Here is a 24,218-nt window from a genome sequence, read left to right as displayed (position 1 = left end):
CCTGCGGCCCTCCGGTGTCGGTGCCGGCGGCTAACGTCGATGCATGGCAGATCGCGAGTACGGCTTCAAGACGCGTGCGATCCACGCGGGCAACATCCCCGACCCGGTGACGGGAGCGCGCGCGCTGCCGATCTACCAGACGAGCGCGTTCGTCTTCGACGACACCTCCGACGCGGCCGCGCGCTTCGCCCTGCAGAAGTACGGCAACATCTACTCCCGCCTGTCGAACCCCACCGTCGCGGCGTTCGAGGAGCGGGTGGCGAGTCTCGAGGGCGGCCTGGGGGCCGTCGCGACCGCCTCCGGCCTGTCGGCGCAGTTCGTCACCTTCGCGGCGCTCGTCGGAGCCGGCGACCACGTCGTCTCGTCGGCCAACCTCTACGGCGGCTCGATCACCCAGCTCGACGTCACGCTGCGGCGCTTCGGAGTCGACACGACTTTCGTGCAGTCGAGCGATCCGGCCGACTACGCGGCGGCGATCACCGACAAGACGAAGGTGCTCTACGCCGAGACCATCGCGAACCCCTCCGGCGAGATCGCCGACATCGAGGGCCTGGCCGCGGTCGCGCACGCCGCGGGCATCCCGCTCATCATCGACTCGACCGTCGCGACGCCCTACCTGGTGCGCCCGATCGAGTGGGGCGCCGACATCGTCATCCACTCGGCGACCAAGTTCCTCGGCGGGCACGGCACGACCCTCGGCGGCATCGTCGTCGAGTCGGGTCGCTTCCACTACTCGCACGAGAAGTTCCCCCTGCTGCACGACGCCGTCGCGTCCTACGGCGGGCTGTCGTGGGACGGGAACTTCGGCGAGTACGGCTTCCTCACCCGGCTCCGCGCCGAGCAGCTGCGCGACATCGGCCCCGTGCTCGCGCCGCACTCGGCGTTCCTGCTCGCGCAGGGCGTCGAGACGCTGCCCTACCGGATCCAGGCGCACGTCGACAACGCCCGCCGCGTAGCGGAGTGGCTCGACGCCGACGAGCGGATCGAGGCGGTCTACTGGGCGGGCCTGCCCGAGCACCCGCACCACGCCCGCGCCCAGAAGTACCTGCCGAAGGGCCCGGGCTCGGTCTTCAGCTTCGTCGTCAAGGGCGGTCGTGCCGTCGGCCAGACCTTCATCGAGTCGGTCGACCTCGCCAGCCACCTCGCCAACATCGGCGACGCGAAGACGCTGATCATCCACCCGGCCTCGACCACGCACGCGCAGCTCACCGAGCAGCAGCTCCTGCACGCCGGCGTCCTGCCGGGCCTCGTGCGCCTCTCGGTCGGCATCGAGGACGCGGACGACATCATCTACGACCTCGACCAGGCGCTGACCCGCGCGGTCGAGAAGCACGGCACCCCCGACGCGCCGACCGAGCTGCCGGACGACGTCTCGGTGACCATCGACTCCCCCACCGTGGAGGTCTGAGCCATGACCACGACCGATGACACCGTCGTCGCCCAGCTGACCAACGGGCTGAGCTGCTCCGTGCCCGCGAGCTCGCCGCTGGCGAAGCTGCTGAAGTCGCAGCGCACCTGGGTCGGGCCCGACGCGAAGCAGCGGCTCGACATCCTCCGCCGCGCGAAGACGGTCGCGATCGTCGGAGCGTCGCCCAACCCCGCGCGCTCGTCGTACTTCGTCTCGACCTACCTGCAGCAGTCGAGCGACTACGAGCTGTACTTCGTGAACCCGAACGCGACCGAGATCCTCGGGCAGCGGGTCTACAGGAGCCTCGCCGACCTCCCCGTCGTCCCCGACATCGTCGACGTGTTCCGCAAGGCGAGCGACATCCCCTCGGTGATCGACGACGTCGTCGCCATCGGCGCGCCGACGGTCTGGGTGCAGCTCGGCATCTGGAACCAGGAGGCGGCCGAGTACGGGGAGTCGAAGGGCCTGACGGTCGTCATGGACCGCTGCATCAAGGTCGAGCACGCGCGGTTCCACGGCGGGCTGCACCTGCTGGGCTTCGACACCGGGCAGATCACGGCGCGCAAGACGATCCGCTGACGGCAGGGCGACCGGCTCGCCCGCGTTCGACGGCGGCTCGCAGAATCGCGTTCGGCTCGCAGGATCTCTCGATTCCTGCGAGCCGAACCGCTGTCCGCGAGCCGGGGGTCAGTCGCCCTTCACGTTGACGAGCTGCCGGAGGGTGCGGCGCACCTCGACCAGGTCGGCCGCGTCCGCCATCACCCGGTCGATCGGCTTGTAGGCCGCCGGGATCTCGCCGGTGTCGCGGTACTCGATGCCGGCCATCGCCTCCCGCAGCTGCTCGTGGCGACGCTCACCCTCGGCCCGGGTGGCGCGGGCCACTCGGATCACGTGCACTGCGAGTTCTGACCACTCGGCGGAGGGGGCGGGCGCCTGATCGAGGAGCCCGCCCCCTCCGTCGTGCGCGGCGTAGTCTCGGCACATGAGTGCCTACGTCTCCGTCCTCGACCTGTTCAGCGTCGGGATCGGTCCGTCCAGCTCGCACACCGTCGGCCCGATGCGCGCGGCGCTGGCGCTGGCCGGGCGCCTCCGCGCGGCGGGGCTGCTCGGCACGGTCACGCGGGTCGGCTGCACGCTGTACGGCTCGCTCGGGTCGACCGGGATCGGTCACGGCACGCCCGACGCGGTCGTCGCCGGTCTGTCCGGACTCGCTCCCGAGAGCTGCGACCCCGACGCCGTGCGCGGAGCCTGGCGGAGACTCGACGAGGACGCCGAGATCCTGCTGGCCGGTGAGCGGCGGCTGCCGATGACCCGCGACGACATCGCCTTCGAGCCCCGGACCCGCCTGCCCGAGCACCCGAACGCGCTCACCTTCAGCGTGTGGCTGGGCGACGAGGCGCTGCCGGCGTGGGAGGAGACCTACTACTCGATCGGAGGCGGCTTCATCCGCCGAGCGGGAGAGCGCGCCGACCTCGCGGCGCTGGCCGCGCATCCGTACCCCTTCGTCTCGGCCCTCGACCTGCTCGCGACGTGCGACCGGACCCGCTCGAGCATCGACGAGATCGCCGCGGCGAACGAGCGCGCGCTGCACCCCGACCAGGACATCGACGCCCGCCTCGACGGCATCTGGGACGCGATGGCCGCCTGCGTCGAGCACGGCCTCGAGACCGACGGCGTGCTTCCCGGCGGGCTCGAGGTGCGCCGGCGGGCGTCGCTGATGCGCGAGCGGCTCGAGGCGTTCGAGGTCGATCCGCTCGACCGCGCCCGCGCCACCTCGGTCGAGTGGCTGCACGCGTTCGCCCTCGCCGTGAACGAGGAGAACGCGGCGGGCGGGCGGGTCGTGACGGCTCCGACGAACGGAGCGGCCGGCATCATCCCGGCCGTCGCGCACTACTACCTCCGCTTCGTGCCGGGCGCCGACCGCGCGGGGATCCGGCGCTTCCTCCTGACGGCGACGGCGATCGGCTCGCTCTGCAAGACCAACGCGTCGATCTCGGGCGCGGAGGCGGGCTGCCAGGGCGAGGTCGGTTCGGCGTGCGCCATGGCGGCGGGGGCGCTCTGCGCGGTCCTCGGAGGCACGCCGCGACAGGTCGAGAACGCCGCCGAGATCGCGATGGAGCACCACCTGGGCCTCACCTGCGACCCGGTCGGCGGGCTGGTGCAGATCCCGTGCATCGAGCGCAACGCGATCGCCGCGTCCACGGCCGTGAGCGCCGCGCGCCTCGCCCTGCACGGCGACGGCATCCACCGCGTCTCGCTCGACACGGTCATCGAGACGATGCGCCAGACCGGCATCGACATGTCCTCCAAGTACAAGGAGACCAGCGAGGGCGGCCTCGCGGTCAACGTCATCGAGTGCTGACCGATCGGTCACTCTGTCGCCGAACCGGCCAGGTCTCGCCGAGCCGCCACGATGACCGGGACGTCTCGCTGAAGAAGCAGGTGTCTCGAGCACCCGTCATCGCTCTCGAGGCAGCCCGGCTGCGAGGAGAAGCGAGATCAGGGGTGCTCCGGCGATCGCGTCCTTCCACTCCCACCGGACCACGCGCGGGCCGAGGAGGCGCAGCGCGTTCTCGCGGCGCTTCTCGCGGAAGATCGACTCCGTGACCCCCGATGCCCCGAGGGAGTATTTCGCCCGTCCGTCGGCTTCTCCGACGAGGCCGTGCTCGGGCCAGTCGAAATCGGTCACGGCCCGCCCTCCTCCGGGGAGTGTCCAGACATGCTGGAGTCGCGGGGCGGGAAGACCTGCGACCGCCATCTCCACTCTGCTGACGGACTCCAGCGGCGATTCGGCCCGCGCGTCCGCGAACGCGATCACCTCTCTCGCCTTCCGGACACCGCGCGCCGACCCGAACCTCGACAGACGTTCGGTCAGGCGGTCGCGCATCACCTCGGGATCGCGAGCAGCGACCGCTTCGCCGTGCAGCACGTGATCCACCGCGACCACGCCACGCCGGAACCCGGAGCACCGCGTCACATCGACCACCGTGTCGATGATCGACGACACCACGACGCCGTCCACCAGCACCTCCTCCGGCGCGATGGCGAACGCGCGCTCCCTGACGGCGTCCCGGCTCCTGCTCCCCACGCCTGCTCGAGCGAGCACGTGAACTCGCGAGTCGAGTCCGTCGATCAGGGGGATCCCGTGCAGGAGTGCCGCCGACTCGCCGACGAGGACGCCGTGCCTCAACCCCACCGCCGCTCGAGCGCGCGCGTGCTGCCGAGTGCGCTCATCCGCCTGCTCCCACGCCGCCGCAGGCGCCCGGACCCCTCGCCAGATCGCTTCGAGGTGCGCCGCGTCAGCGAGCACAGTCGAGGCGCCTCGAGCACGCAGATCACGGACGAAGAACAGCGGCAGCTCGGTCATGCGCCGATCCTGCGCGATGCCGCCACCCCCGTGGAGCTCATCTGAGCAGGCTGTGGATGGCGTGCGCCTGTGGAGGCACCTCGTAGAGTCCCCGCGAGGTGCTGAGGCACCGTGCTCGCTGCCGAGACACCACCGCATGCGAGGTGTCTCGAGAAGAACGCGGCGTCTCGGGGCGGCATGTGGGGCGGCACGTGAAGCGGGGTTACGTGCCGGGGTGCGGGTGTCGGGGGTGCGGCCTAGCGTGAGGGCATGAGCAGTTCGCCCTACCTGACCCGGCCGATCGTCTCGACGCAGTGGCTGGCCGACCAGCTGGGGCGCGAGAACCTCGTCGTCATCGACGCCGGCGTGCTCTTCGTGCCCGGCTTCGACGGCCGCTACCGCTACCTCAGCGGCGAGGACCAGTACCTCGTCGAGGGCCACGTGCCCGGAGCCGTCTTCGCCGACCTGATCGAGCACCTCTCGGACGCCGGGGCCGCGTACCCGTTCAGCCGCCTCGACCCCGAGCGCTTCGCCGCCGCGGTCGGCGCGCTGGGCGTCACCGACGACTCGGTCGTCGTGGTCTACGACTCGGCCGTCGGGCAGTGGGCGTCCCGGCTGTGGTGGCTGCTGCGCGCCGCAGGCCACGAGTCCGTCGCCGTGCTCGACGGTGGTCTCACCGCGTGGCGGCAGGAGTCGCGGCCGATCGAGACCGGGCACGTCGCGCCCGTGCCGACAGCCGGTATCGCAGTCCGTGAGGAGCGCCCGCTCTGGATCGACAAGGTCGGCGTCGAGCGCATCGTGAACGGTGAGGAGTCGGGCGCCCTGGTCTGCGCCGTGCCGCCGAAGGAGTTCACCGGCGAGGCGGGCCAGCGCCCCCGCCGCGGCCACCTGCCCGGCTCGGTCAGCGTGCCCGCGACGCGACTCGTCGACCGCGGGACGAACACGATCCTGCCGACCGCGCGCCTCCGCGAGCTCTTCGCCGACGTGCTCGGCGCCGAGCGGATCGTGCTCTACTGCGGCGGCGGTGTCGCCGCGACCGCCGACGCACTCGCGCTGAGCCTCCTCGGCAGGGACGACGTCGTGGTCTACGACGGCTCGCTCAACGAGTGGGCGGCCGACCCCGAGGCGCCGCTGGTGGTCACCGCGGCGTGAGCACGGCGGGCAGGCTCGTCGTCGGCAGCGCGCAGACGAACGCCTCGCACGCGTACGCGGTCGGCAGAGCGTCCCGGGAGCTGCGGCCCTCGAACAGCTCGAAGCCCGCCTCCGCCCACTCGACGGCACCCTCGTCCGACACCGCGACCGCGATGCCCAGTCCGGCGGTCCGCGCGCCGGTCAGCAGCTCCACCGCGTCGCCCGGAGCGACCAGCACCAGCTGCGTCACGGGCCGCGCGAGCCGGGTCGCCAGGGCGAGGACCGCGCCGGAGCCCATCGGCTGCGGGACCGCGCCGGGCGCGACCGCGGCGACGACCGCCTCCGCCGCCTCGCGATAGCGCAGCTCGCCGGTCAGCAGGTACAGCTCGTGCGCCGCATCGGCCGCGGCCGAGAGCCCGGAGGGGTACGCCCCCTCCGAGGGGTCGGCGGCGAGCAGCAGTCCGCGCACGGCGAGGGCGGGATCACCGCCTCCCGGCAGCGCGAACGGCGGCCACTCCCCCGCGGCCTCGAGCGCGCCGTCGATCAGGGTTCGCGCGACCCGCGCGTACCGCGGCGAGCCCTCGGCCACGGCGAGACGGAGGAGCCCGCCGGCGAGCATCCCGAGGTCCTCGAGTGCGGGCCGAGCCGCCGAGACCGCGTCACCGAGGGAGGCGCGGACCGCGACCTCCCCGTCGACCAGATGCCGCTCGAGGAGGAAGTCGGCCGCGCCCCGGGCCGCGTCGATCCACTCCTCGCGGCCCAGAGCCCGGCCGGCACGCGCCAGGGCCTGGATCGCGAGGCCGTTCCAGCCGGTGACCACCTTCTCGTCGAGTGCCGGCGGTTCGAGGCCGCTCCGATCCTCCGCGAGGTAGTAGCCGCCCTCGGAGCGCTGCCCGTCGACGGTGCTCTCGGAGTCCTGTGCGCTGGCGAAGCCGCCGCCCGGCCGCCGGAGCGTGGTGAGCAGGAAGGAGGCGATCCCCTCCGCGACTCCGGTCAGCGCGGCGGTGTCGGTCCCGTCGCGGCCGAGCAGGACGGCGGCGACGTCGAGGAGCAGCGCGTTGTCGTAGAGCATCCGCTCGTAGTGCGGGTCGCTCCAGTCGGCGCGGGTCGCGTAGCGGAAGAAGCCGCCGTCGCGATCGCGCAGCGGTGAGTGCGCGAGCGTGAGGAGGGTGCGCTCGGCCAGCTCGGCGCCCGAGGGTCGCGAGGCGAGGAAGCCGAGCACCGGAGCCACCGGGAACTTCGGCGCTCCGCCGAAGCCTCCGTGCTCGCGGTCCTCCTCCTCCGCCAGCCACCGGACGGCGGCGTCGAGCGCCGCGTCGTCAGGAAGGCCCGAGGAGACCGGGCGCTCGGAGGTCGCCTCACGGAGGGCCGTCGCGAGCGAGCCGGCGGTCGCGTGCACCTCGTCGCGGCGCAGGCGCCACGCCTCGGACACGGCGTCGAGCACGTCGGAGAAGGCGGGCGTCCCGCCGACCGCGCGCGGCGGGAAGTACGTGCCAGCGTAGAACGCCTCGCCTTCGGGTGTGGTGAAGACGGTGAGCGGCCAGCCGAGGTGGCGGGTGAACGCGCTGGCGGCGGTGAGGTAGGCGGTGTCGACATCCGGGTGCTCCTCGCGGTCGACCTTCACGGCGACGAAGCCGGCGTTCAACCGCGCGGCGAGCACCGGATCCGAGAACGACTCGCGCGCCATCACGTGGCACCAGTGGCAGGTCGCGTAGCCGATCGAGACGAGGACCGGCACGTCGCGGCGCACCGCCTCAGCGAACGCCTCCTCGCCCCACGGGAACCAGTCGACGGGGTTGTCCGCGTGCGAGCGGAGGTAGGGGCTGACACTCGAGCGCAGTCGTTCGGCCATCCCGCCACGCTATCCCGGCTCGGCCGGGGCGCCAGGGGGTTGCCGGCCGTGCGCGACATCGGCCGAGACCGCCGCTCGCGCGCGACGGGCACTCTCAGCCGACGTTCTGCAGCGCCTCCTCGCGCCGGGGCGACGGCACGAGCGGCAGAGCGACGACGGGCGCCAGAGCGACGACCACGAAGGCCAGCGGGTAGCCGACCAGCCCGATCAGCGCACCGATCGCCGGCGCCGCCACGGCTGCCGCGGCGAACTGCCCCGTGTTCTGGGCGCCGAGCGCCCGGCCCGACCACGACGGCCCCGCGATCTCGGCGACGGAGGTGAACGCCAGCCCGTTGTCGGCGACCGAGATCGTGGTGGCGACGACGAAGAGGACGGCGGCGACCGCGACTCCGGCGTGCAGCGCACTCGTGCCGGCGAGCAGCAGCAGGGCGATGACACCCGCGACGGCCACCCAGCGCAGCGGAGCCAGTCGCGAGCCGACCCGGTCGCTCAGCACCCCCACCGCGATCCGGCCGAACGCGCCGGCGAACTGCGCGACCGCGATGAGCACGCCGGCGGCGGCCGGATCCCAGCTCTGATCGACGATCAGCCAGACCAGGCCGAAGGTGGAGAGGGTGAACTGCGGCACGACCAGGAGCGCCGAGACGCCGTGGATGCGCCAGAGAGCGCCGCTCCCCCGGTACGGATTGCGCGCCGGAGCCGCGGCGTCGCGGGCCGCCCGAGGCGGATCGACGATGCCGATCGCGCAGGCGACGGCCAGGACGGCGAGCAGCACGGCCGGCACGGCGAGAGCTGCCGGGATCCCGGCCGCGGCGGCGATCGGCGGGACCACGAGGGCGGCCACCGCGACTCCGAGCGGCTGGGCCATCTGCCGGATGCCCATGGCCAGCCCGCGGCGGTGGCGCGGGAACCAGCCGATCACCACGCGCCCGCTCGCGGCGTTGACGCTGGCCGATGCCATGCCGCCGAAGAAGAGGAGCACGGCGAGCGCGATCAGGTCGCCGCCCGCGAGCATCGCCGCGACCGCGCTGACGGCCGTCGCGCCGACTCCGATCGCGATCACGACCCGCTCGCCGTAGCGGTCGGCGAGGGCGCCCCACGCGACGAGCGTCAGCACGAGACCGAGGTTGGGCGCGGAGGCGAGCAGCCCCGCCTGGGCGAGCGAATAGCCGTACCCGGTGTGCAGGAGCGGGATCAGGAACGGCGGGACCGACACGAACACGGTGGTGGCGGCTTGCGCGCCGACCCCGAGCGCGAGCATCAGCCACGGGCGGGGGGTGCGGAGGCTGTCCCGCACTCGCTGCTCCGCCGTCACCGCTCGAAGAACCAGCCGCTCGGGCGCTCGGGACGAGGCGGGGCCGCCGTGCCGGATCCGCGGCCGCGCCTGCCGAACACGAGGTAGGCGATGCTGCCGAGGAAGGGCGCGATGATGATGAAGGCGACCCAGCCGACCTTGGCCACCTTCGAGAGGTGCCGGTTCGACAGCACGCCCTGGATCGCGAACAGCAGCAGCACGATGTTGAGCACGACGAGCAGCGACTGCGGATTCACGCGGACCGCCCTCTCTGCTCGGGAGCCCGCCGGATCGCCGAGGGGACAGGGCATTCTCGCACGCGGCCGTAGGATGGAGGGCTCATGTCAGACGTCCTCAGCATCCGCTATCCGCCCGAACTGCCCGTGTCGGCGCGGCGCGACGACATCGCCGCCGCGATCCGCGACAACCAGGTCGTGATCGTCGCCGGGGCGACCGGATCCGGCAAGACGACGCAGCTGCCGAAGATCCTGCTCGAGCTGGGGCTCGGCAGCATCGCGCACACGCAGCCGCGGCGCATCGCCGCGCGCACGATCGCCGAGCGCATCGCGGAGGAGCTCGACGACGAGGTCGGCGGGATCGTCGGCTACCAGGTCCGCTTCACCGACAAGGCGAGCGCCTCGACGCGGATCAAGCTGATGACCGACGGCATCCTGCTGAACGAGATGAACCACGACCGGATGCTCAGCCGGTACGACGCGATCATCATCGACGAGGCGCACGAGCGCAGCCTCAACATCGACTTCCTGCTCGGCTACCTGCACCGCCTGCTGCCGCAGCGACCGGAGCTGAAGCTCGTCATCACCTCCGCGACGATCGACCCCGCGAGCTTCGCGAAGCACTTCTCCGACGCCGAGGGGAAGCCCGCCCCGGTGATCGAGGTGTCGGGCCGCACCTATCCCGTCGAGATCCGCTACCGCCCGCTGATCGCCGAGGAGCCGGAGGAGGACGACGACACCGACACCCCCGACGCGACAGCGGGCAGCCGCGACCTGATGACGGGCATCACCGATGCCCTGGCCGAGCTGGCGCGCGAGGACGCGGGCGACGTGCTGGTCTTCCTCTCGGGCGAGAACGAGATCCGCGACGCGGAGGACGCGATCCGCGGGCGGGACCTGCCGGGCACCGAGGTCCTCCCGCTCTATGGCCGCCTGTCGGCCGCCGATCAGCACCGCGTCTTCGAGCGCTCGCGCACCCCGGGCGTGCGCCGGCGCGTCGTCCTCGCCACCAACGTCGCCGAGACGAGCCTGACGGTGCCGGGCATCCGCTACGTGATCGACGGAGGCACGGCCCGCATCTCGCGCTACAGCGCGCGCTCCAAGGTCCAGCGGCTGCCCATCGAGGCCGTCTCGCAGGCATCGGCGAACCAGCGCTCCGGGCGCTCGGGCCGCACCAGCGCGGGCATCGCGATCCGGCTGTACTCGGAGGAGGACTACCTCCGCCGCCCGGAGTACACCGATCCCGAGATCCTCCGCACGGGCCTGGCCGCGGTCATCCTGCAGATGATCTCGCTCGGGCTGGGCGACATCGCCTCCTTCCCGTTCCTGACGCCTCCGGACTCGCGCGGCATCAAGGACGGCCTCGACCTCCTGAGCGAGCTCGGCGCGATCCGAGCCCAGGGCGACGCCGGTGAGCCTCCGCGAGATGCCACTTCGGTACGCGACACGCCGCGGGAAGCGAACTCAAGTGGCATCTCGCGGAGCAGATCGGGAGCAGCACCGACGCTGACGCGCATCGGCCGCGATCTGGCGCGCCTCCCGATCGATCCGCGCTTCGGCCGGATGGTCATCGAGTCGCGCAAGCACGGCGTCAGCCGCGAGGTGATGGCGATCGTCGCGGGTCTGACGATCCAGGACGTGCGCGAGCGGCCGCTCGAGCGCCGCGCCCAGGCCGACCAGCAGCACGCGCGCTTCATCGACCCGACCAGCGACTTCCTCACCCTGCTCAACCTCTGGAACCACCTGGAGGAGAAGCAGGCCGAGCTCTCGTCCAGCGCCTTCCGCCGGCTGTGCAAGGCCGAGTACCTCAACTACCTGCGGGTGCGCGAATGGCAGGACGTCTTCCGTCAGCTGCGCCAGCTCGCCCGCCCACTGAAGCTCGAGATCGGCGAGCCGAAGGTCGACCCCGACGGCATCCACCGCTCGCTGCTCGCCGGCCTGCTCTCGCACCTCGGCATCAAGGACACGACCTCGCAGCAGGCCCAGCGCGCGGCGAAGAACCGCGAGCGGCAGAGCGTGCAGTACGTCGGCGCGCGCAACGCGAAGTTCTCGATCTTCCCGGGCAGCGCTCTCGCCAAGAAGCTGCCCGATGCCGTGATGAGCGCCGAGCTGGTCGAGACCAGCCGGCTCTTCGCGCGCTCCAACGCCGCCATCGATCCCGCCTGGGCGGAGGCGATCGCCGGCGACCTCGTGAAACGGCAGTTCAGCGAGCCGCACTGGGAGAAGTCGCAGGGCGCGGCCGTCGCCTACGAGAAGGTCACGCTCTACGGAGTCCCGATCATCGCCCGCCGCCGCGTGCAGTTCTCGCGGATCGACCCCTCCTACGCCCGCGAGCTGTTCATCCGGCACGCCCTGGTCGAGGGCGAGTGGGAGTCGCGGCACGCGTTCGACCGCAAGAACCGGGCCCTGCGCGCCGAGCTGGAGCGGCTGGAGGAGCGCACCCGGCGACGCGATCTGCTGGTCGACGACGAGGCCGTCTTCGACTTCTACGACCGCCGCCTCCCCCGCGACATCCACTCGGTGCGCTCGTTCGACTCCTGGTGGCGCACCGCGCAGCACGACGAGCCCGATCTGCTGACGATGACCCAGCAGACCCTGCTGCCCGAGGACGCGGAGGAGATCGACGAGACCGCGTTCCCGACGCAGTGGCGCCAGGCCGACCAGCGCTTCCGGCTCTCGTACCGGTTCGAGCCGGGTACCGAGGAGGACGGTGTCACCGTCCACGTGCCGCTCGCGCTCCTGCCGCGCGTCTCGCCGCTCGGCTTCGACTGGCTGGTCCCGGGACTCCGCGACGAACTGGTCGCCGCGATGATCAAGGCGCTGCCCAAGCACCTGCGCCGCAACGTCGTGCCCGCGAACGACTGGGCCCGTCGGCTCACCGCCGCGCTCCCGCACGACGTGCCGAACCCGCCGACGGAGTCGTTCGCCGCGACCCTCGCGAGCGCCATCCAGCGCGAGGCGGGCGTCGTCGTCAAGGCCTCCGACTTCGAGCTCGACCGCATCCCCACGCACCTGCGCGTGACCTTCGCGATCGCGGACGAGCGCGGGCGGACGATCGCCGCCGGCAAGGAGCTCGCTCCGCTGGCCGAGCGGCTCCGCGGCCGGGTCCGCGACGAGGTCGCGCGCGTCGTCGAGGCGCGGGTGCCCGATGCGCTCGAGCGCCGGGGGCTGAAGACCTGGGACATGCCCGAGCTCCCCCGGGTGACCGACACCCGCCAGGGCGGCAACACGATCCGCGCCTACCCGGCCCTCATCGACGACGGCGACTCCGTCTCGATCCGCCTGCTCGCCACTCCGGAGGACCAGGCGCGCGAGCACCCGCGCGGGGTGCGCCGCCTCCTGGTGCTCGCGACCCCGAGCCCGGTCGCCTACGTGCAGCAGCACCTCACCTCGCACGAGAAGCTCGTGCTCGCGCAGAGCCCGTACCAGAACACGACCGCGCTGTTCACCGACTGCCTGCTCGCCTGCGTCGACGCGGTGCTCTGGCGGATGAAGCCCGACGGGATGCTGTTCCTCCGCGCCGAGTTCGATGCCGTGCGCGACCGCGTCTCGGCGAGCGTGATGGACTCGATGTTCGAGACCGTCAAGACGGTGACCACGATCCTGACCACTGCCCGCGGAGTCGAGAAGGCGCTCAAGGCGTCCTCGAGCATGGCTCTGCTGCCGGCGCTGACCGACGCGCGGGAGCAGCTGTCGGGCCTCGTCTACCCGGGCTTCGTCTCGGCGACCGGGGTGGAGCGCCTCCGCCACCTGCCGCGCTACCTCGCAGCGATCACCGAGCGCTTCGGCAAGATCGTCGAGAACGTGGGGCGCGACCGCGTCTGGCTGAACGAGGTGCAGGCGGCGCAGGAGCTGTACCGCACGGCCGGTGGCGTGCGGCCGCTGCCGCCGCACGCGCCGGAGAACATCGCCCGCGCCCGATGGATGATCGAGGAGCTGCGCGTCAGCTTCTTCGCGCAGGGCCTCGGGACGGCCGAGAGCGTCTCGCTGCAGCGCATCCGCAAGGTGCTCGCGGGCTGAGGGCGCCGGGGCGGCGTCCCGTTCACCGGAGGCCGCCCGCACCGCTCACGCGGGCCGCTAGTGTCGTCCGGTGGGCAGCTACACCGAACTCCTGAAGACCCCCGGCGTGGGGCGCATCATCGCGGCACAGCTCACGGCGCGCTTCCCGTTCGGGATGCTCTCGCTCGCGTTCCTGCTCCATGTCGAGCGCGTGCACGACTCGTACGCGGCCGCCGGTCTGGTGCTCGGCTCGATGTCGATCGGCCAGGCGATCGCCGGCCCGCTCACCAGCCGTCTGATGGGCCGGCTCGGCATGCGCCTGGTGCTCACGCTGACGCTGATCGTGTGCGCCGCCGCCATCATCGCGATGGCCCTGCTCGAGCTCGAGATCTGGCAGTTCGTCGTCATCGCTCTGATCGCCGGCCTCAGCATGCCGCCCGTGCAGCCGGCCGTCCGGACCATCTACCCCAAGATGGTCACCAGCTCGCAGCTCACTCCCCTCTTCTCGCTCGACGCCTCGGCGCAGGAGATCATCTGGGTCCTCGGCCCGGTGCTGACCACGTTCGTGTCGATCCAGATCTCGACGGTCGCCGGCATCCTCACGGCCGCCGCGTTCCTGATCGGAGGCGGCGTCTGGTTCATCGCGTCGCCCGAGGTCGGCCGCGTGCGCATCCCGCGCTCCAAGCGCAGGCTCGGCGTGGTGCTGACGAAGCCGCCGGTTCTGCTGGCGACCGTCGTCGGGTTCCTGCTCGTCGGCGCCTGCGCGGCGGTCGAGGCGGGAGTCGTCGCGGTGTTCGGCGAGGGCGGCGTCGAGTCCGGGGTGGTCCTCGCGATCTTCGCGGCGGGCTCGCTCGTCGGTGGTCTGACGCTCGGGCACATCCCGATCAGCCGCTGGGCGACCGCGCGGCGCATGCTGATCGTGACCGTCGGCATGGGTCTCGCCGCCTTCTCGACCGACTTCTGGTGGCTCTCGGCGACTCTGTTCCTCGCAGGGGTCGGCATCGCTCCGGCCCTCGCCGCGCTGTTCACGATCACGGCCGCGAGCGTGCGCTTCTCGGACACGGCGGAGGCGTACGGCTGGGTCGGCACCGGCCAGCTCATCGGCGCGGCGCTCGGCTCGGCGATCGCCGGCGTGCAGATCGATCAGGCCGGTCCGTCGGCCGCGATCGTGGTCGCCGCGGTCTTCGCGTTCGTCGGATTCGTGGTCCCGGCACTCGGCCGCCGCTACCACCCGGATCTGCGCGGCCGCGACGCGAGCCCGCTCCCCGACACCGAACCCGTGAACCTGCCCACCTGATCCGCGGCCCCGTTGCCCGGCCCCTGGCACCACCCTAGGGTTGGCCCCATGACGGGGGATCCAGAGGTGCGCATGACTCGGCTGCGCGCCGAGGCGGAGGATCTCGTCCGGAAGCACCAGCGCGCGGCAGCGGACGCGCAGGTGATCGAGCCCTGGGCCGACACGGAGACGCCCGAGTGGTGCGCCGAGCTCGCGGCCGCGCTGTGGGAGGGGTCCTTCCGCCCGAGCCCCGTGTACTACCGGGTGGACGACCAGTCGCACGCGTGGCGAGGGCCGCACCAGGTCCGGCTCCACCACCTCGGCTTCGGCTGGCAGCTCACGGCGCACCGCGAGATCCCCGGAGGCGGCTCGACGGCGACGACCGTGGTCGTCCTCGAGACGGGCTCGCTCTGGTCCGGCGCCGGGCTCGGTCGTCGACCCGCCCGCGGACTCCTCGGTCTCGGCGACCACGGCCCCGTCGAGGGACTGCAGCCGGGTCACGACTCCTACTTCGCGGTGCAGAACCTCGCCGAACGCGACGCCGCCTCGCGCGCCGAGCGCCGCCTCCTCTTCGGAGTCGCCGGACTCGCCGCCCTGATCGAGGACTCGGTGGGCGTCGGCCAGCACGGCGAGCTCGACTGGAGCCTCTGACGTCGGTGCCTCCGACGTCGGTGGTGCGTGTCAGCATGGAGGGCATGAGCACTCCGCTGAYCACCCCGCCGCTGATCCCCCTGAACGACGGCCGCGCGATCCCGCAGATCGGGCTCGGCGTCTACAAGATCGGCGACGACGAGGCGGCCCGCACCGTCGCGACCGCCCTCGAGGCGGGCTACCGGCACGTCGACACGGCCACCCTCTACGGCAACGAGCGCGGCGTCGGCGAGGGCATCCGGGCGAGCGGAGTCCCGCGCGAGCAGGTCTTCGTCACGACCAAGGTGTGGAACGACGACCACGGCTTCGACGAGACCCTCGCCGCCTTCGACCGCAGCCTCGAGCTGCTCGGCGCCGACTACATCGACCTCTACCTCGTGCACTGGCCGATCCCCTCCCGCGATCGCTACGTCGACACCTACCGCGCCCTCGAGCGCATCCAGCAGGAGGGGCGGGCGCGCTCGATCGGAGTGTCGAACTTCGCGATCGAGCACCTCGAGCGGCTCCTCGGCGAGACCGGCGTGGTTCCGGCGATCAACCAGGTGGAGCTGCACCCGCGGCTCCCGCAGGAGGAGCTGCGCGCCTTCGACGCCGCCCACGGAATCGTCACCGAGGCGTGGTCGCCGCTGGCACGCGGCCGCCTGCTCGAGGAGCCGGTCCTCGCACGGATCGCCGAGAAGCACGGCGTCTCGCCCGCGCAGGTCGTCCTGCGCTGGCACCTCCAGCTCGGGGTCGTCGTCATCCCCAAGTCGGTCACGCCCGCACGGATCGTCGAGAACCTCGACGTCTTCGGCTTCACCCTCGACGACGACGATCTGGCAGGAATCAGCGGTCTCGCGACCGGCGAGCGCACCGGGCGCGACCCCCGGTTCGACTGACGGCTCCTAGCCTGGCGGCATGACGAACCGCGACGCTCTCCTCCTGCACGGCCTCGGCGGCGCCTCCGGAACCTGGTGGAGGCTCGCCCACGAGTTGCGCGAAGCCGGCTGGCGGGTGACGGCACCGGATCTGCGCGGTCACGGCGCCGGACCGCGCGGCGGCGCCTCCGGCCACGACGCGTACGCCGATGACGCCCTTGCGCTGCGACCCGAGCAGGGGGCCTGGGGGCTCGTCGTCGGGCACTCCCTGGGCGGCGCGGTCGCGGTGCGTGCCGCCGCGCGCGACGCGGCATGGTCCGAGCGGCTGGTGCTGCTCGACCCGGTGCTCCGCCTCGAGCGGGCGCTGCGATCGGAGGTGCGCCAGGGCGAGCTCGCCGCCCTCGGCGTGACCGCGGAGCAGCTCGCCGCCGATACGCCGCACTGGGACGAGCGCGATCGCGCCGAGAAGCTCGACGCGGCCCGCGCGGCCGATCCTGCGGCGGTCGCCGCGACGATCGACGAGAACGATCCGTGGGACCTGCTCGCCGACGTCACCGCTCTTCGAGTGCCGGCGCTCGTGCTCGCCGGCGATCCTGAGATCTTCACATTCCTCCCGCCGCGTCTCGCCGCCGAGGTGCTCCGCGCGAACCCGCGGGTGCGCTACGCGGTGGTCTCGGGGGCGGGGCACAGCCCGCATCGAGACCGCCCCACCGAGACGATCGCGATGCTCCGGGAGTGGGCGGAGAGCGCCGCGACGGCGTGACGCGCTGCGCCCGGTGTTTCGTCGCCGTGAAATCTGCCTCGAAAGGGTGTGCTTTCGTCGATCCTGTGAATAGCCTCGCAAAGGGCGCGGCTCGATCCCAGGATCGGGTGCGCACCGGCCGTCGATCCGACGGCCCCTGTCATCGACGAAAGGGACCACCTGTGGCGAACACCACCCACGGAGCCGGAGGCGCTCGGCGCCGACGCTCACTGATCAGCTCGAGTGCGATGATCGGGGCCGGCGCGATCGTCGCCGGTTTCGCCTTCGCGCCGACGGCGAGCGCCGTCGAGCCGGTCGACTTCGCCGAGACCGTCACGGTCGACGGCATCATGACGCACCTCGAGGCGTTCCAGGCGATCGCGGACGCCAACGACGGCAACCGCGCCATCGGCACCGAGGGCTACGAGCTCAGCGGGCAGTACGTCGAGTCCGTCCTGAAGGACGCCGGCTACGTCACCGAGCGCCAGGACTTCACCACCACGACCCAGACCATCGACGAGTTCTCGCTGACCACGACCCCCGCGGTCGAGGGCATCCCGATGTCGTTCACCCCGTCCACGCCCGAGGGCGGTGTCACCGGCGAGCTGATCCAGCCGATCGACCCGCTGGGCTGCGACGCCGACGCCTGGGCCGGGCTCGACGCGACCGGCAAGGTCGCCCTGGTCAGCCGCGGCACCTGCAGCTTCTCGGAGAAGAGCGCCGCCGCGGGAGCCGCGGGCGCCTCGGCGATCATCATCCACAACAACGTGGCCGCCGAGCCCCTCAACGGCACCCTGGGCGCGCCCGACGACAGCTACATCCCCTCCGTCGGCGTCACGCTCGAAGAGGGCCAGTCGCTCATCGCCGCTCTGCCGTCGACGGCGACGCTCGTCCTCGAGCAGACGACCACCGACACCGACACCTTCAACATCATCACCGAGACCGCGGGCGGCGACCACGACAACGTCGTGATGCTCGGCGCGCACCTCGACGGTGTGCCCGAGGGCCCCGGCATCAACGACAACGGCTCCGGGTCGGCGACGCTCCTCGAGACCGCCGTCCAGCTCGCCGAGGCGGGAGAGACCACCAACGCGGTGCGCTTCGCCTGGTGGGGCGCCGAGGAGGTCGGCCTCGTCGGCTCGTACACCTACGTCGACTCGCTGACGCAGGAGGACGCGGACAAGATCGCGACCTACATGAACTTCGACATGGTCGCGTCGCCCAACTACGTGATCTCGGTCTACGACGCGAACGAGTCCACCTACGAGGCGCCGGTCGAGGTCCCCGCGGGCTCGATCGCGACCGAGAAGGCGTTCACCGACTACTTCGACTCGATCGACCAGCCCTGGATCGACACCGCGTTCGACGGTCGCAGCGACTACGACGGCTTCATCTCGGTCGGCATCCCGTCCTCCGGTGTCTTCACCGGAGCCGACGATGTGAAGACCGAGGAGGAGGTCGCCCTGTTCGGCGGCACCGCCGGCATCACGCACGACCCGAACTACCACTCGGCCGGTGACGACATCGCCAACATCAACCAGGAGGCGCTCGGCATCACCTCGAAGGCCATCGCGTTCGTGACCGCCTCGTTCGCCGAGGACACCTCGGCCATCGACGCCGAGAAGAACCCGACGACGCCGGAGCCCACTCCGACGCCGACCGCTGAGCCCACCGTCGCACCGACGGCCGAGCCCACCGCGGAGCCGACGGCCGAGCCGACGACGGAGCCCACCGTGGCGCCGACCGCCGCACCCATGCCCAGCAGCACGCCCACTGCGGGTGCCGGGCACGCTCCGGCGAAGCCCACGAAGCCGACCCTCGCCGCGACGGGTGCCGAGACCGGCCTCCCGCTGGGCATCGGCGGCCTGCTGATCGCGGGCGGCATCGGCGGGCTCCTGCTCGCCGCGCTCCGCCGTCAGCGTTCGGAGGCGCGCGACCGCGCGTGATCCTCGTACGGCCCCGGTCGTACCCCCGGAGAACCCCGGTCCGACGAGGCTGCCAGCACGTGCTGGTCGCCTCGATGGGCCGGGGTTCCCTCGTGTGCGCATGTGCGACGGGTGCGGTGAGGTGCCCGGTGCGGTGAGCTGCAAGGCGGAGGAGGAAGCGATACCGGCGGTATCGCGCCCGACGACAACGCCGCAGATCGCCGTACCGGGCACCTCACCGACGGGCGCGGGCGAAGGCTTCCTCGATGTCCTCGTCAGGGTCGGCGAGGAGGCGGAGGGTCGCGAGGGCGTGGATCCGCCTGGCCTGCTCCGGGGACTGTGCGGCGGCCTCCAGCGCGGGGGCGGCCGCGTCGCCGAGCATCAGCAGCGCACGGGTGAGGCTCCGCTGCTCCGGCCGGTCGCCCTCGCCGAGGTGCTCGGAGAGCTGCCGGGCGAGTGCGGGCCGCTCGCTCTCGGGCGCGAGCCGTGCGGCCGTGCGCCAGGCGGCGCGGGCGACCTCGGGGTGCTCGTCGTGCAGCAGCGCAGGCGTGATCGCCGGCCAGGCGCGCGGATCGCCGACCTTCGACAGGGTGTGCAGCGACTGGCTGCGGGCTTGCGGCGACTCCGACTCGAGCTCGGGCAGCAGCAGGTCGACCGTGATCGCGGGGTCGTGCCGCGTCAGAGCCCAGGTGAGCATCTCGCGGACCCCGAAGTCGGTCTCGACCGCGCACCGCGCGACGAGGACCGCGGCGTACTCGTCGGCGGGGCGGGTGCCGGCGCTCATCGCCGCCTGCAGTCTCGATGACGCATCGGAGGCGCCCAGGGCCGCGCGGAGCCTGTCGGCGGGCCGGTTCTCATCGCTCATAGGGACCCATTCGACACCCGCCCGCCGGGAGGACGTCGAGTGCGCGCGCCCCGGGGGTTCCCGCCGCCACGACGCACGGTGTTCACTGGGGCCATGCGAGCCATCTGGAAGGGCGCGATCACCTTCGGCCTGGTCAACGTGCCGGTGAAGATCTACAGCGCGACCGAGGACCACGACATCGCCCTGCACCAGGTGCACGACGCCGACGGCGGGCGGATCCGGTACCAGCGCAAATGCGAGATCTGCGGCGAGGTCGTGAGCTTCGACCACATCGACAAGGCGTACGACGACGGCGAGCGCACGGTCGTGCTCTCGAAGGACGAGCTCAAGGCGCTGCCGGAGGAGCGCGACCGCGAGATCGACGTCGTCCAGTTCGTGCCGAGCGACCAGGTCGACCCGATCATGTTCGACCGCGCCTACATCCTCGAACCCGACTCCTCCTCCCCCAAGGCCTACGTGCTGCTGCGGCGCACTCTCGAGGAGACGGATCGCACCGCGATCGTCGAGTTCGCGCTGCGGCAGAAGACCCGGCTCGCGGCGCTGCGGGTGCGCGGCAAGCTGCTGATGCTGCAGACCCTGCTCTGGGCCGACGAGGTCCGCGAGGTCGAGTTCCCCTCGCTCGAGGGCACGACGCGGATCGCGGCGCGCGAGCTCGAGATGTCGTCCCACCTCGTCGACTCCTACTCCGAGGACTTCGACGCGGCGAAGTTCACCGACGCGTACCAGGTGCAGCTGCGCACCCTCATCGACGCGAAGATCGAGCAGGGCGATACGCTGGACACGGCGGCCACCTTCGGCTCGGCGCCCGAGGAGGAGGGCGGCGGCGAGGTGCTCGACCTCATGGAGGCGCTGAAGCGCTCGGTGGAGCGCAGTCGCGGGTCGAAGGCGGGGGCGGCTCCGGAGAAGAAGACAGCGGCGAAGAAGGCGAGCGACCCGGAGGCCGCGGCCCCGAAGAAGAAGGCGGCGCCGAAGAAGGCGGCGAAGAAGCCCGCCGCGAAGAAGTCCGCTGCCGAGTCGGAGACCGCTGCCGAGAAGAAGGCGGCGTCCTGAGAGCGGTCAGTCGACGTCGTCGAGGTCGACCGCGACCGAGCTGACCAGCGTGAGCAGCGCCTCCGCGTAGGCGTTCTCGGCGACCTCGTCCTCGAAGACGCGAGCCCGCCCACCGAGCTCCACCTCGACCGCGAAGCGCGCTGCGTCGAGGCGGCGGAGCGCGCGGAACGTGCCCCGGAGCAGCTCGCGGAGCTGATCCTCGCGCGGCAGCCAGAGCGAGTCCTCGACCGACACCGAGTCGAGCGCCCACTCCGTCGTGCCGTTGAAGCCGAGGACCGTACCGCTGGGGTACTCGTGCGGTTCGATCGTCATGTCGCTGATCGTGAAGACGTCGCCGTCGAAGCCCTCGCGCTCGATGCGGAAGCGGTCGCCGATGGCGGGAGTCCAGCGCACACCCGCGGTCCGCAGGGCCCTGGCCAGCTCGAAGGAGATCATCCCCCGAGTCTGGCGCGCCTTCCCGGGTGTCGGCCGCGAGCGGACACCCGTCCGGGTGCTCCCGCGACGGCCGGTCATCGGATTCGCGCCGAATGTCGGTGGGTGAGTTTACGTTCATGAAACGCCGGGTTCACGAGCCGGGCACCCGCACTGCTTAGCGTGGCTATTCCGTACCCCTTTCGGGGAGGCGGACCAGCCGCGGACCACCGCGCAGAGCACCAGCGCCCGCTCACCGCAGCGGCGATCGAGAGGACGTCTCCATGTCAGAAGCCCCCGCTCCCACGCGAGGCCGCCCGAGGCGCGCGCTCGGCCTGGCGCTGCTCGCCGGGCTCTCGCTCGCCGCCGCTCCCCTCGTCGCGACGCCCGCCGGCGCGGCGCCGAGCGGGGACGAGCTGGTCATCAGCGAGGTCTTCGCCCGCGGAGGCTCCGCCGGTGCCGCCTACGCCAACCGCTTCGTCGAGCTCTTCAACCCGACCGACGACGACATCGCACTCTCGGGCCTCTCGCTGCAGTACCGTTCGGCCACGGGCACCGCGAACCCCACGACGACCGTGGCGCTCACCGGCACCGTCCCCGCCGAGGGGCACTTCCTGATCGCGGGCGCGAGCAACGGAGCGAACGGCGCCCCCCTCCCTGCGGCCGATCAGACCGCGGGCGGCCTCAACATCGCCGCCGCGGGAGGAACGCTGTTCCTCGTCGACGGCACCGCCACCCTCGTCGCCCCGCCGACCGGAGCCGCGGCTCAGCCCGACGCGGTCCTCGACCTCCTCGGCTACGGCACGTCGAACACCTTCGAGACGACCGCGGCCACCGCGCCGACGCTCACCGAGTCGATCGCGCGCGCCGAGACCGCCTCGGGCGACACCGACGTCAACGCGGCCGACTTCGCACTCGGCGCGATGACGCCCGAGTCGAGCGGAGGCACGAGCACGCCCGAGCCGACCGCGCCGCCGACCTCGACCCCGACCCCGACCCCGGTCCCGACCGGCACCCCTGAGCCTGCACCGGTCGTCACGATCGCCGAGATCCAGGGCACCGGAGCCTCGTCACCGCTCGTCGGGCAGACCGTCACCACGACCGGCGTGGTCACCGCCCGCTACCCCTCCGGCGGCTTCAGCGGCTACGTGATCCAGACCGCCGGCACGGGAGCGCAGACCAGCGGCCGCACCGCCTCCGACGCCGTCTTCGTCTACTCGTCGGCCTCGGTCGGCTCGGTCGCGATCGGCGACCACCTGCAGATCACCGGCGCCGTCAGCGAATTCAACGGACTCACCGAGCTCACCCCGACCTCCGCTGCGACCGTCGTCCGGCTCGACGCTCCGGTCGTCGCCCCCGTGCCGGCCGCCGTGGGCCTGCCCCGCAGCACCGAGGAGCGCGAGACGCTCGAGAGCATGCTGATCGCCCCCCAGGGCGCGTTCACGGTCACCGACACCTACGACCTCAACAGCTACGGCTCGATCGGTCTCGCCGCCGGCGACTCCCCGCTCCTGACGCCGACAGAGGTCGCCCGCCCCGGCACGCCCGAGCTGGCCGCCGTCGTCGCCGACAACGCCGCCCGCGCGATCACGCTCGACGACGGAGCCTCGATCAACTTCCTGGGCTCGGCCGCGAACAAGGCGATCCCGCTGCCCTATCTCACGCCGACCGAGCCGATCCGGGTCGGAGCGCCCGCGACCTTCACGCAGCCGGTCGTCCTCGACTTCCGCAACAGCGCCTGGTCGTTCCAGCCCACGACGCAGCTGACCGTCGACAACGCCGACTCCGTGCAGCCGGCGAGCTTCGCGAACACCCGCGAGGCGCAGCCCGAGGCCGTCGGCGGCGACCTCTCGATCGCCTCCTTCAACGTGCTGAACTACTTCTCGACCACCGGCGACTCGATCACCGGCTGCACCTTCTACACCGACCGCGACGGTGACCCCGTCACGGTGAACTCCGGCTGCGACGCCCGCGGAGCGGCGAACGCCGACGACCTCGAGCGCCAGCAGGCCAAGATCGTCACCGCGATCAACACCCTCGGCGCCGGGGTCGTCTCACTCGAGGAGATCGAGAACTCGGCGAAGTTCGGCAAGCCGCGTGACGAGGCCCTCGCCACGCTGACCGCCGCCCTCAACAGCGCCGCCGGCTCGGAGGTGTGGGCGTACGTGCCCTCGCCCGCCGCCCTTCCGGCCCTCGCCGACGAGGACGTCATCCGCACCGCGTTCATCTACAGGAAGGCCGTCATCGAGCCGGTGGGTGAGTCCGAGATCCTGCTCGACTCGACCGCCTTCTCGAACGCGCGGAAGCCGCTCGCCCAGGAGTTCCGCCTGATCGGCGACGCCGAGAGCGAGTTCGTCGCGATCGTCAACCACTTCAAGTCGAAGGGCTCCGGAGAGGGCGTCGACGCCGACCAGGGCGACGGCCAGGGCGCGTCGAACGCCTCGCGCGTCGCGCAGGCGACCGCGCTCGTCGCCTTCGCCGACCGGCTCGAGGCCGAGAAGTCGACCGACCTCGTCTACCTCCTCGGCGACTTCAACGCCTACTCGAAGGAGGACCCGGTGACGGTCATCACCGACGCCGGCTTCATCGACCAGGGATCCAAGGACGGCAAGTACTCCTACGCCTTCGACGGCGCGGTCGGCTCGCTCGACCACGTCTTCGCCTCGCCGGCCGCCGATGCGACCGTGACCGGGGTCGACACCTGGAACATCAACAGCGGCGAGTCCGTGGCGCTGGAGTACAGCCGCTACGACTACAACGCGACGATCTTCTACGACACCTCGGCCTTCCGCTCGAGCGACCACGACCCGGTCGTCGTCGGCCTCGACCTCCCGGAGGCGGCCCCGGCGACGGTGATCGACATCGCCACGAGCGCGCGGACCGACCGCCTCGGGCCGATCCGCTCGCTGACCGTCACCGCGGTCAACAACGGACCCGAGACTGTCGCCGTCGAGATCTCGACCCCGTACGGCACCAGGACCAAGAGTGCTGTCAAGCCGGGCCAGACCTTCACGACGACGTTCATCACCCTGCTCCGCCCGATCAAGGCCGGCGTCGCGACGATCGAGGTCACCGCGAAGGACGGCACCGAGCGCCGCTACGAGCAGGCCTACCGGGCCCGGTAGCCCGGCGCGACCCCTGCCTCTCCCTCGGGCACGCCTCCTACAGTGCACAG

19 protein-coding genes are annotated in these 24,218 nt (G+C 72.0%); 12 read left to right on the top strand and 7 right to left on the bottom strand.

Features of this window, described 5'->3' with window-relative positions:
• Positions 1–43: 43 nt before the first annotated feature.
• Both ASG06_RS11005 and ASG06_RS11000 read left to right on the top strand, forming a co-directional pair.
• The gene (locus ASG06_RS11005; protein ID WP_082499137.1) at positions 44–1,408 is read left to right on the top strand and encodes an O-acetylhomoserine aminocarboxypropyltransferase/cysteine synthase family protein; all 1,365 of its coding nucleotides are present in this window, start codon (positions 44–46) and stop codon (positions 1,406–1,408) included.
• 3 nt (positions 1,409–1,411) lie between these two features.
• Positions 1,412–1,987 carry a CoA-binding protein gene (locus ASG06_RS11000; protein ID WP_056041956.1) on the top strand — a complete coding sequence of 192 codons (576 nt, stop codon included), beginning with the start codon at positions 1,412–1,414 and terminating at the stop codon, positions 1,985–1,987.
• Between the two features lie 108 nt (positions 1,988–2,095).
• Here ASG06_RS11000 and ASG06_RS20605 read toward each other — a convergent pair whose 3' ends face one another.
• Entirely contained in the window at positions 2,096–2,392 is a 297-nt protein-coding gene (locus ASG06_RS20605) for an RtcB family protein (RefSeq protein WP_056041953.1), read from the bottom strand.
• Here ASG06_RS20605 and ASG06_RS10990 point away from each other — a divergent pair.
• The gene (locus ASG06_RS10990) at positions 2,391–3,770 is read left to right on the top strand and encodes an L-serine ammonia-lyase (RefSeq protein ID WP_056041951.1); all 1,380 of its coding nucleotides are present in this window, start codon (positions 2,391–2,393) and stop codon (positions 3,768–3,770) included. The two genes, ASG06_RS20605 and ASG06_RS10990, sit on opposite strands and share 2 nt — an antisense overlap.
• Positions 3,771–3,866: 96 nt before the next feature.
• On the opposite strand, the gene ASG06_RS10985 is transcribed toward ASG06_RS10990, so the two are convergent.
• Positions 3,867–4,775 carry a hypothetical protein gene (locus tag ASG06_RS10985; RefSeq protein ID WP_056041950.1) on the bottom strand — a complete coding sequence of 303 codons (909 nt, stop codon included), beginning with the start codon at positions 4,773–4,775 and terminating at the stop codon, positions 3,867–3,869.
• Positions 4,776–5,024: 249 nt separating this feature from the next.
• Between ASG06_RS10985 and ASG06_RS10980 the strand changes: the two genes are divergently transcribed.
• Entirely contained in the window at positions 5,025–5,906 is an 882-nt protein-coding gene (locus tag ASG06_RS10980; protein ID WP_056041948.1) for a sulfurtransferase, read from the top strand.
• Here ASG06_RS10980 and ASG06_RS10975 read toward each other — a convergent pair.
• The 3 genes from ASG06_RS10975 to ASG06_RS10965 form a co-directional block, all read right to left on the bottom strand.
• Positions 5,893–7,737, bottom strand: coding sequence for a thioredoxin domain-containing protein (locus ASG06_RS10975; protein ID WP_056041945.1), 1,845 nt, complete (start codon positions 7,735–7,737; stop codon positions 5,893–5,895). The two genes, ASG06_RS10980 and ASG06_RS10975, sit on opposite strands and share 14 nt — an antisense overlap.
• Before the next feature lie 94 nt (positions 7,738–7,831).
• Positions 7,832–8,998: an MFS transporter gene (locus tag ASG06_RS10970; RefSeq protein ID WP_056042560.1), complete on the bottom strand. Its 1,167-nt coding sequence runs from the start codon at positions 8,996–8,998 to the stop codon at positions 7,832–7,834.
• 50 nt (positions 8,999–9,048) lie between these two features.
• A complete protein-coding gene (locus tag ASG06_RS10965) occupies positions 9,049–9,288 on the bottom strand; it encodes a PLD nuclease N-terminal domain-containing protein (protein ID WP_056041943.1) in 240 nt (79 codons plus the stop codon).
• Positions 9,289–9,372: 84 nt separating this feature from the next.
• On the opposite strand from ASG06_RS10965, the gene hrpA reads away from it, so the two are divergent.
• The 6 genes from hrpA to ASG06_RS10935 all read left to right on the top strand — a co-directional run bounded on the left by hrpA (position 9,373) and on the right by ASG06_RS10935 (position 18,738).
• A complete protein-coding gene (gene hrpA, locus ASG06_RS10960) occupies positions 9,373–13,287 on the top strand; it encodes an ATP-dependent RNA helicase HrpA (RefSeq protein ID WP_056041941.1) in 3,915 nt (1,304 codons plus the stop codon).
• Between the two features lie 70 nt (positions 13,288–13,357).
• Positions 13,358–14,563: an MFS transporter gene (locus tag ASG06_RS10955; RefSeq protein ID WP_056041939.1), complete on the top strand. Its 1,206-nt coding sequence runs from the start codon at positions 13,358–13,360 to the stop codon at positions 14,561–14,563.
• Positions 14,564–14,635: 72 nt separating this feature from the next.
• Complete coding sequence (locus tag ASG06_RS10950; RefSeq protein ID WP_056041937.1) at positions 14,636–15,193, top strand: hypothetical protein; 558 nt, start codon at positions 14,636–14,638, stop codon at positions 15,191–15,193.
• 44 nt (positions 15,194–15,237) lie between these two features.
• A complete protein-coding gene (locus ASG06_RS10945; protein ID WP_056074151.1) occupies positions 15,238–16,071 on the top strand; it encodes an aldo/keto reductase in 834 nt (277 codons plus the stop codon).
• A 19-nt stretch (positions 16,072–16,090) separates the two neighbouring features.
• Positions 16,091–16,813 (top strand): alpha/beta fold hydrolase, encoded by a 723-nt coding sequence (locus ASG06_RS10940; protein ID WP_056041934.1) that lies wholly within the window; start codon positions 16,091–16,093, stop codon positions 16,811–16,813.
• Between the two features lie 161 nt (positions 16,814–16,974).
• Positions 16,975–18,738, top strand: a complete 1,764-nt coding sequence (locus ASG06_RS10935) for a M28 family peptidase (RefSeq protein WP_056041932.1) — start codon at positions 16,975–16,977, stop codon at positions 18,736–18,738.
• A gap of 214 nt (positions 18,739–18,952) precedes the next feature.
• Here ASG06_RS10935 and ASG06_RS10930 read toward each other — a convergent pair whose 3' ends face one another.
• A complete protein-coding gene (locus ASG06_RS10930; RefSeq protein WP_056041930.1) occupies positions 18,953–19,582 on the bottom strand; it encodes a HEAT repeat domain-containing protein in 630 nt (209 codons plus the stop codon).
• A gap of 93 nt (positions 19,583–19,675) precedes the next feature.
• Between ASG06_RS10930 and ku the strand changes: the two genes are divergently transcribed.
• On the top strand, positions 19,676–20,632 hold the full coding sequence (gene ku, locus ASG06_RS10925) for a non-homologous end joining protein Ku (protein ID WP_056041928.1): 957 nt from the start codon (positions 19,676–19,678) through the stop codon (positions 20,630–20,632).
• Positions 20,633–20,638: 6 nt separating this feature from the next.
• On the opposite strand, the gene ASG06_RS10920 is transcribed toward ku, so the two are convergent.
• The gene (locus ASG06_RS10920; RefSeq protein WP_056041926.1) at positions 20,639–21,067 is read right to left on the bottom strand and encodes a hypothetical protein; all 429 of its coding nucleotides are present in this window, start codon (positions 21,065–21,067) and stop codon (positions 20,639–20,641) included.
• A gap of 260 nt (positions 21,068–21,327) precedes the next feature.
• Between ASG06_RS10920 and ASG06_RS10915 the strand changes: the two genes are divergently transcribed.
• Positions 21,328–24,168 carry an ExeM/NucH family extracellular endonuclease gene (locus ASG06_RS10915; RefSeq protein ID WP_056041924.1) on the top strand — a complete coding sequence of 947 codons (2,841 nt, stop codon included), beginning with the start codon at positions 21,328–21,330 and terminating at the stop codon, positions 24,166–24,168.
• The last annotated feature ends 50 nt before the right edge of the window (positions 24,169–24,218 follow it).

It is taken from the genome of Rathayibacter sp. Leaf185 (assembly GCF_001423885.1).
Taxonomy (GTDB): Bacteria; Actinomycetota; Actinomycetes; order Actinomycetales; family Microbacteriaceae; genus Rathayibacter.
Note: the sequence above shows the minus strand (reverse complement) of the source record. Positions and strands in the feature narration are given on the sequence as shown.

Bases quoted from the DNA above. Each gene is read 5' to 3' on its own strand.
- hrpA (WP_056041941.1), top strand. From the start codon at position 9,373: ATGTCAGACGTCCTCAGCATCCGCTATCCGCCCGAACTGCCCGTGTCG.
- ASG06_RS11000 (WP_056041956.1), top strand. From the start codon at position 1,412: ATGACCACGACCGATGACACCGTCGTCGCCCAGCTGACCAACGGGCTG.
- ASG06_RS10975 (WP_056041945.1), bottom strand. From the start codon at position 7,737: ATGGCCGAACGACTGCGCTCGAGTGTCAGCCCCTACCTCCGCTCGCAC.
- ASG06_RS10930 (WP_056041930.1), bottom strand. From the start codon at position 19,582: ATGAGCGATGAGAACCGGCCCGCCGACAGGCTCCGCGCGGCCCTGGGC.
- ASG06_RS10985 (WP_056041950.1), bottom strand. From the start codon at position 4,775: ATGACCGAGCTGCCGCTGTTCTTCGTCCGTGATCTGCGTGCTCGAGGC.
- ASG06_RS10970 (WP_056042560.1), bottom strand. From the start codon at position 8,998: ATGCTCGCGCTCGGGGTCGGCGCGCAAGCCGCCACCACCGTGTTCGTG.
- ASG06_RS10920 (WP_056041926.1), bottom strand. From the start codon at position 21,067: ATGATCTCCTTCGAGCTGGCCAGGGCCCTGCGGACCGCGGGTGTGCGC.
- ASG06_RS10915 (WP_056041924.1), top strand. From the start codon at position 21,328: ATGTCAGAAGCCCCCGCTCCCACGCGAGGCCGCCCGAGGCGCGCGCTC.
- ASG06_RS20605 (WP_056041953.1), bottom strand. From the start codon at position 2,392: ATGTGCCGAGACTACGCCGCGCACGACGGAGGGGGCGGGCTCCTCGAT.
- ASG06_RS10990 (WP_056041951.1), top strand. From the start codon at position 2,391: ATGAGTGCCTACGTCTCCGTCCTCGACCTGTTCAGCGTCGGGATCGGT.
- ASG06_RS10950 (WP_056041937.1), top strand. From the start codon at position 14,636: ATGACTCGGCTGCGCGCCGAGGCGGAGGATCTCGTCCGGAAGCACCAG.
- ASG06_RS11005 (WP_082499137.1), top strand. From the start codon at position 44: ATGGCAGATCGCGAGTACGGCTTCAAGACGCGTGCGATCCACGCGGGC.
- ku (WP_056041928.1), top strand. From the start codon at position 19,676: ATGCGAGCCATCTGGAAGGGCGCGATCACCTTCGGCCTGGTCAACGTG.
- ASG06_RS10940 (WP_056041934.1), top strand. From the start codon at position 16,091: ATGACGAACCGCGACGCTCTCCTCCTGCACGGCCTCGGCGGCGCCTCC.
- ASG06_RS10980 (WP_056041948.1), top strand. From the start codon at position 5,025: ATGAGCAGTTCGCCCTACCTGACCCGGCCGATCGTCTCGACGCAGTGG.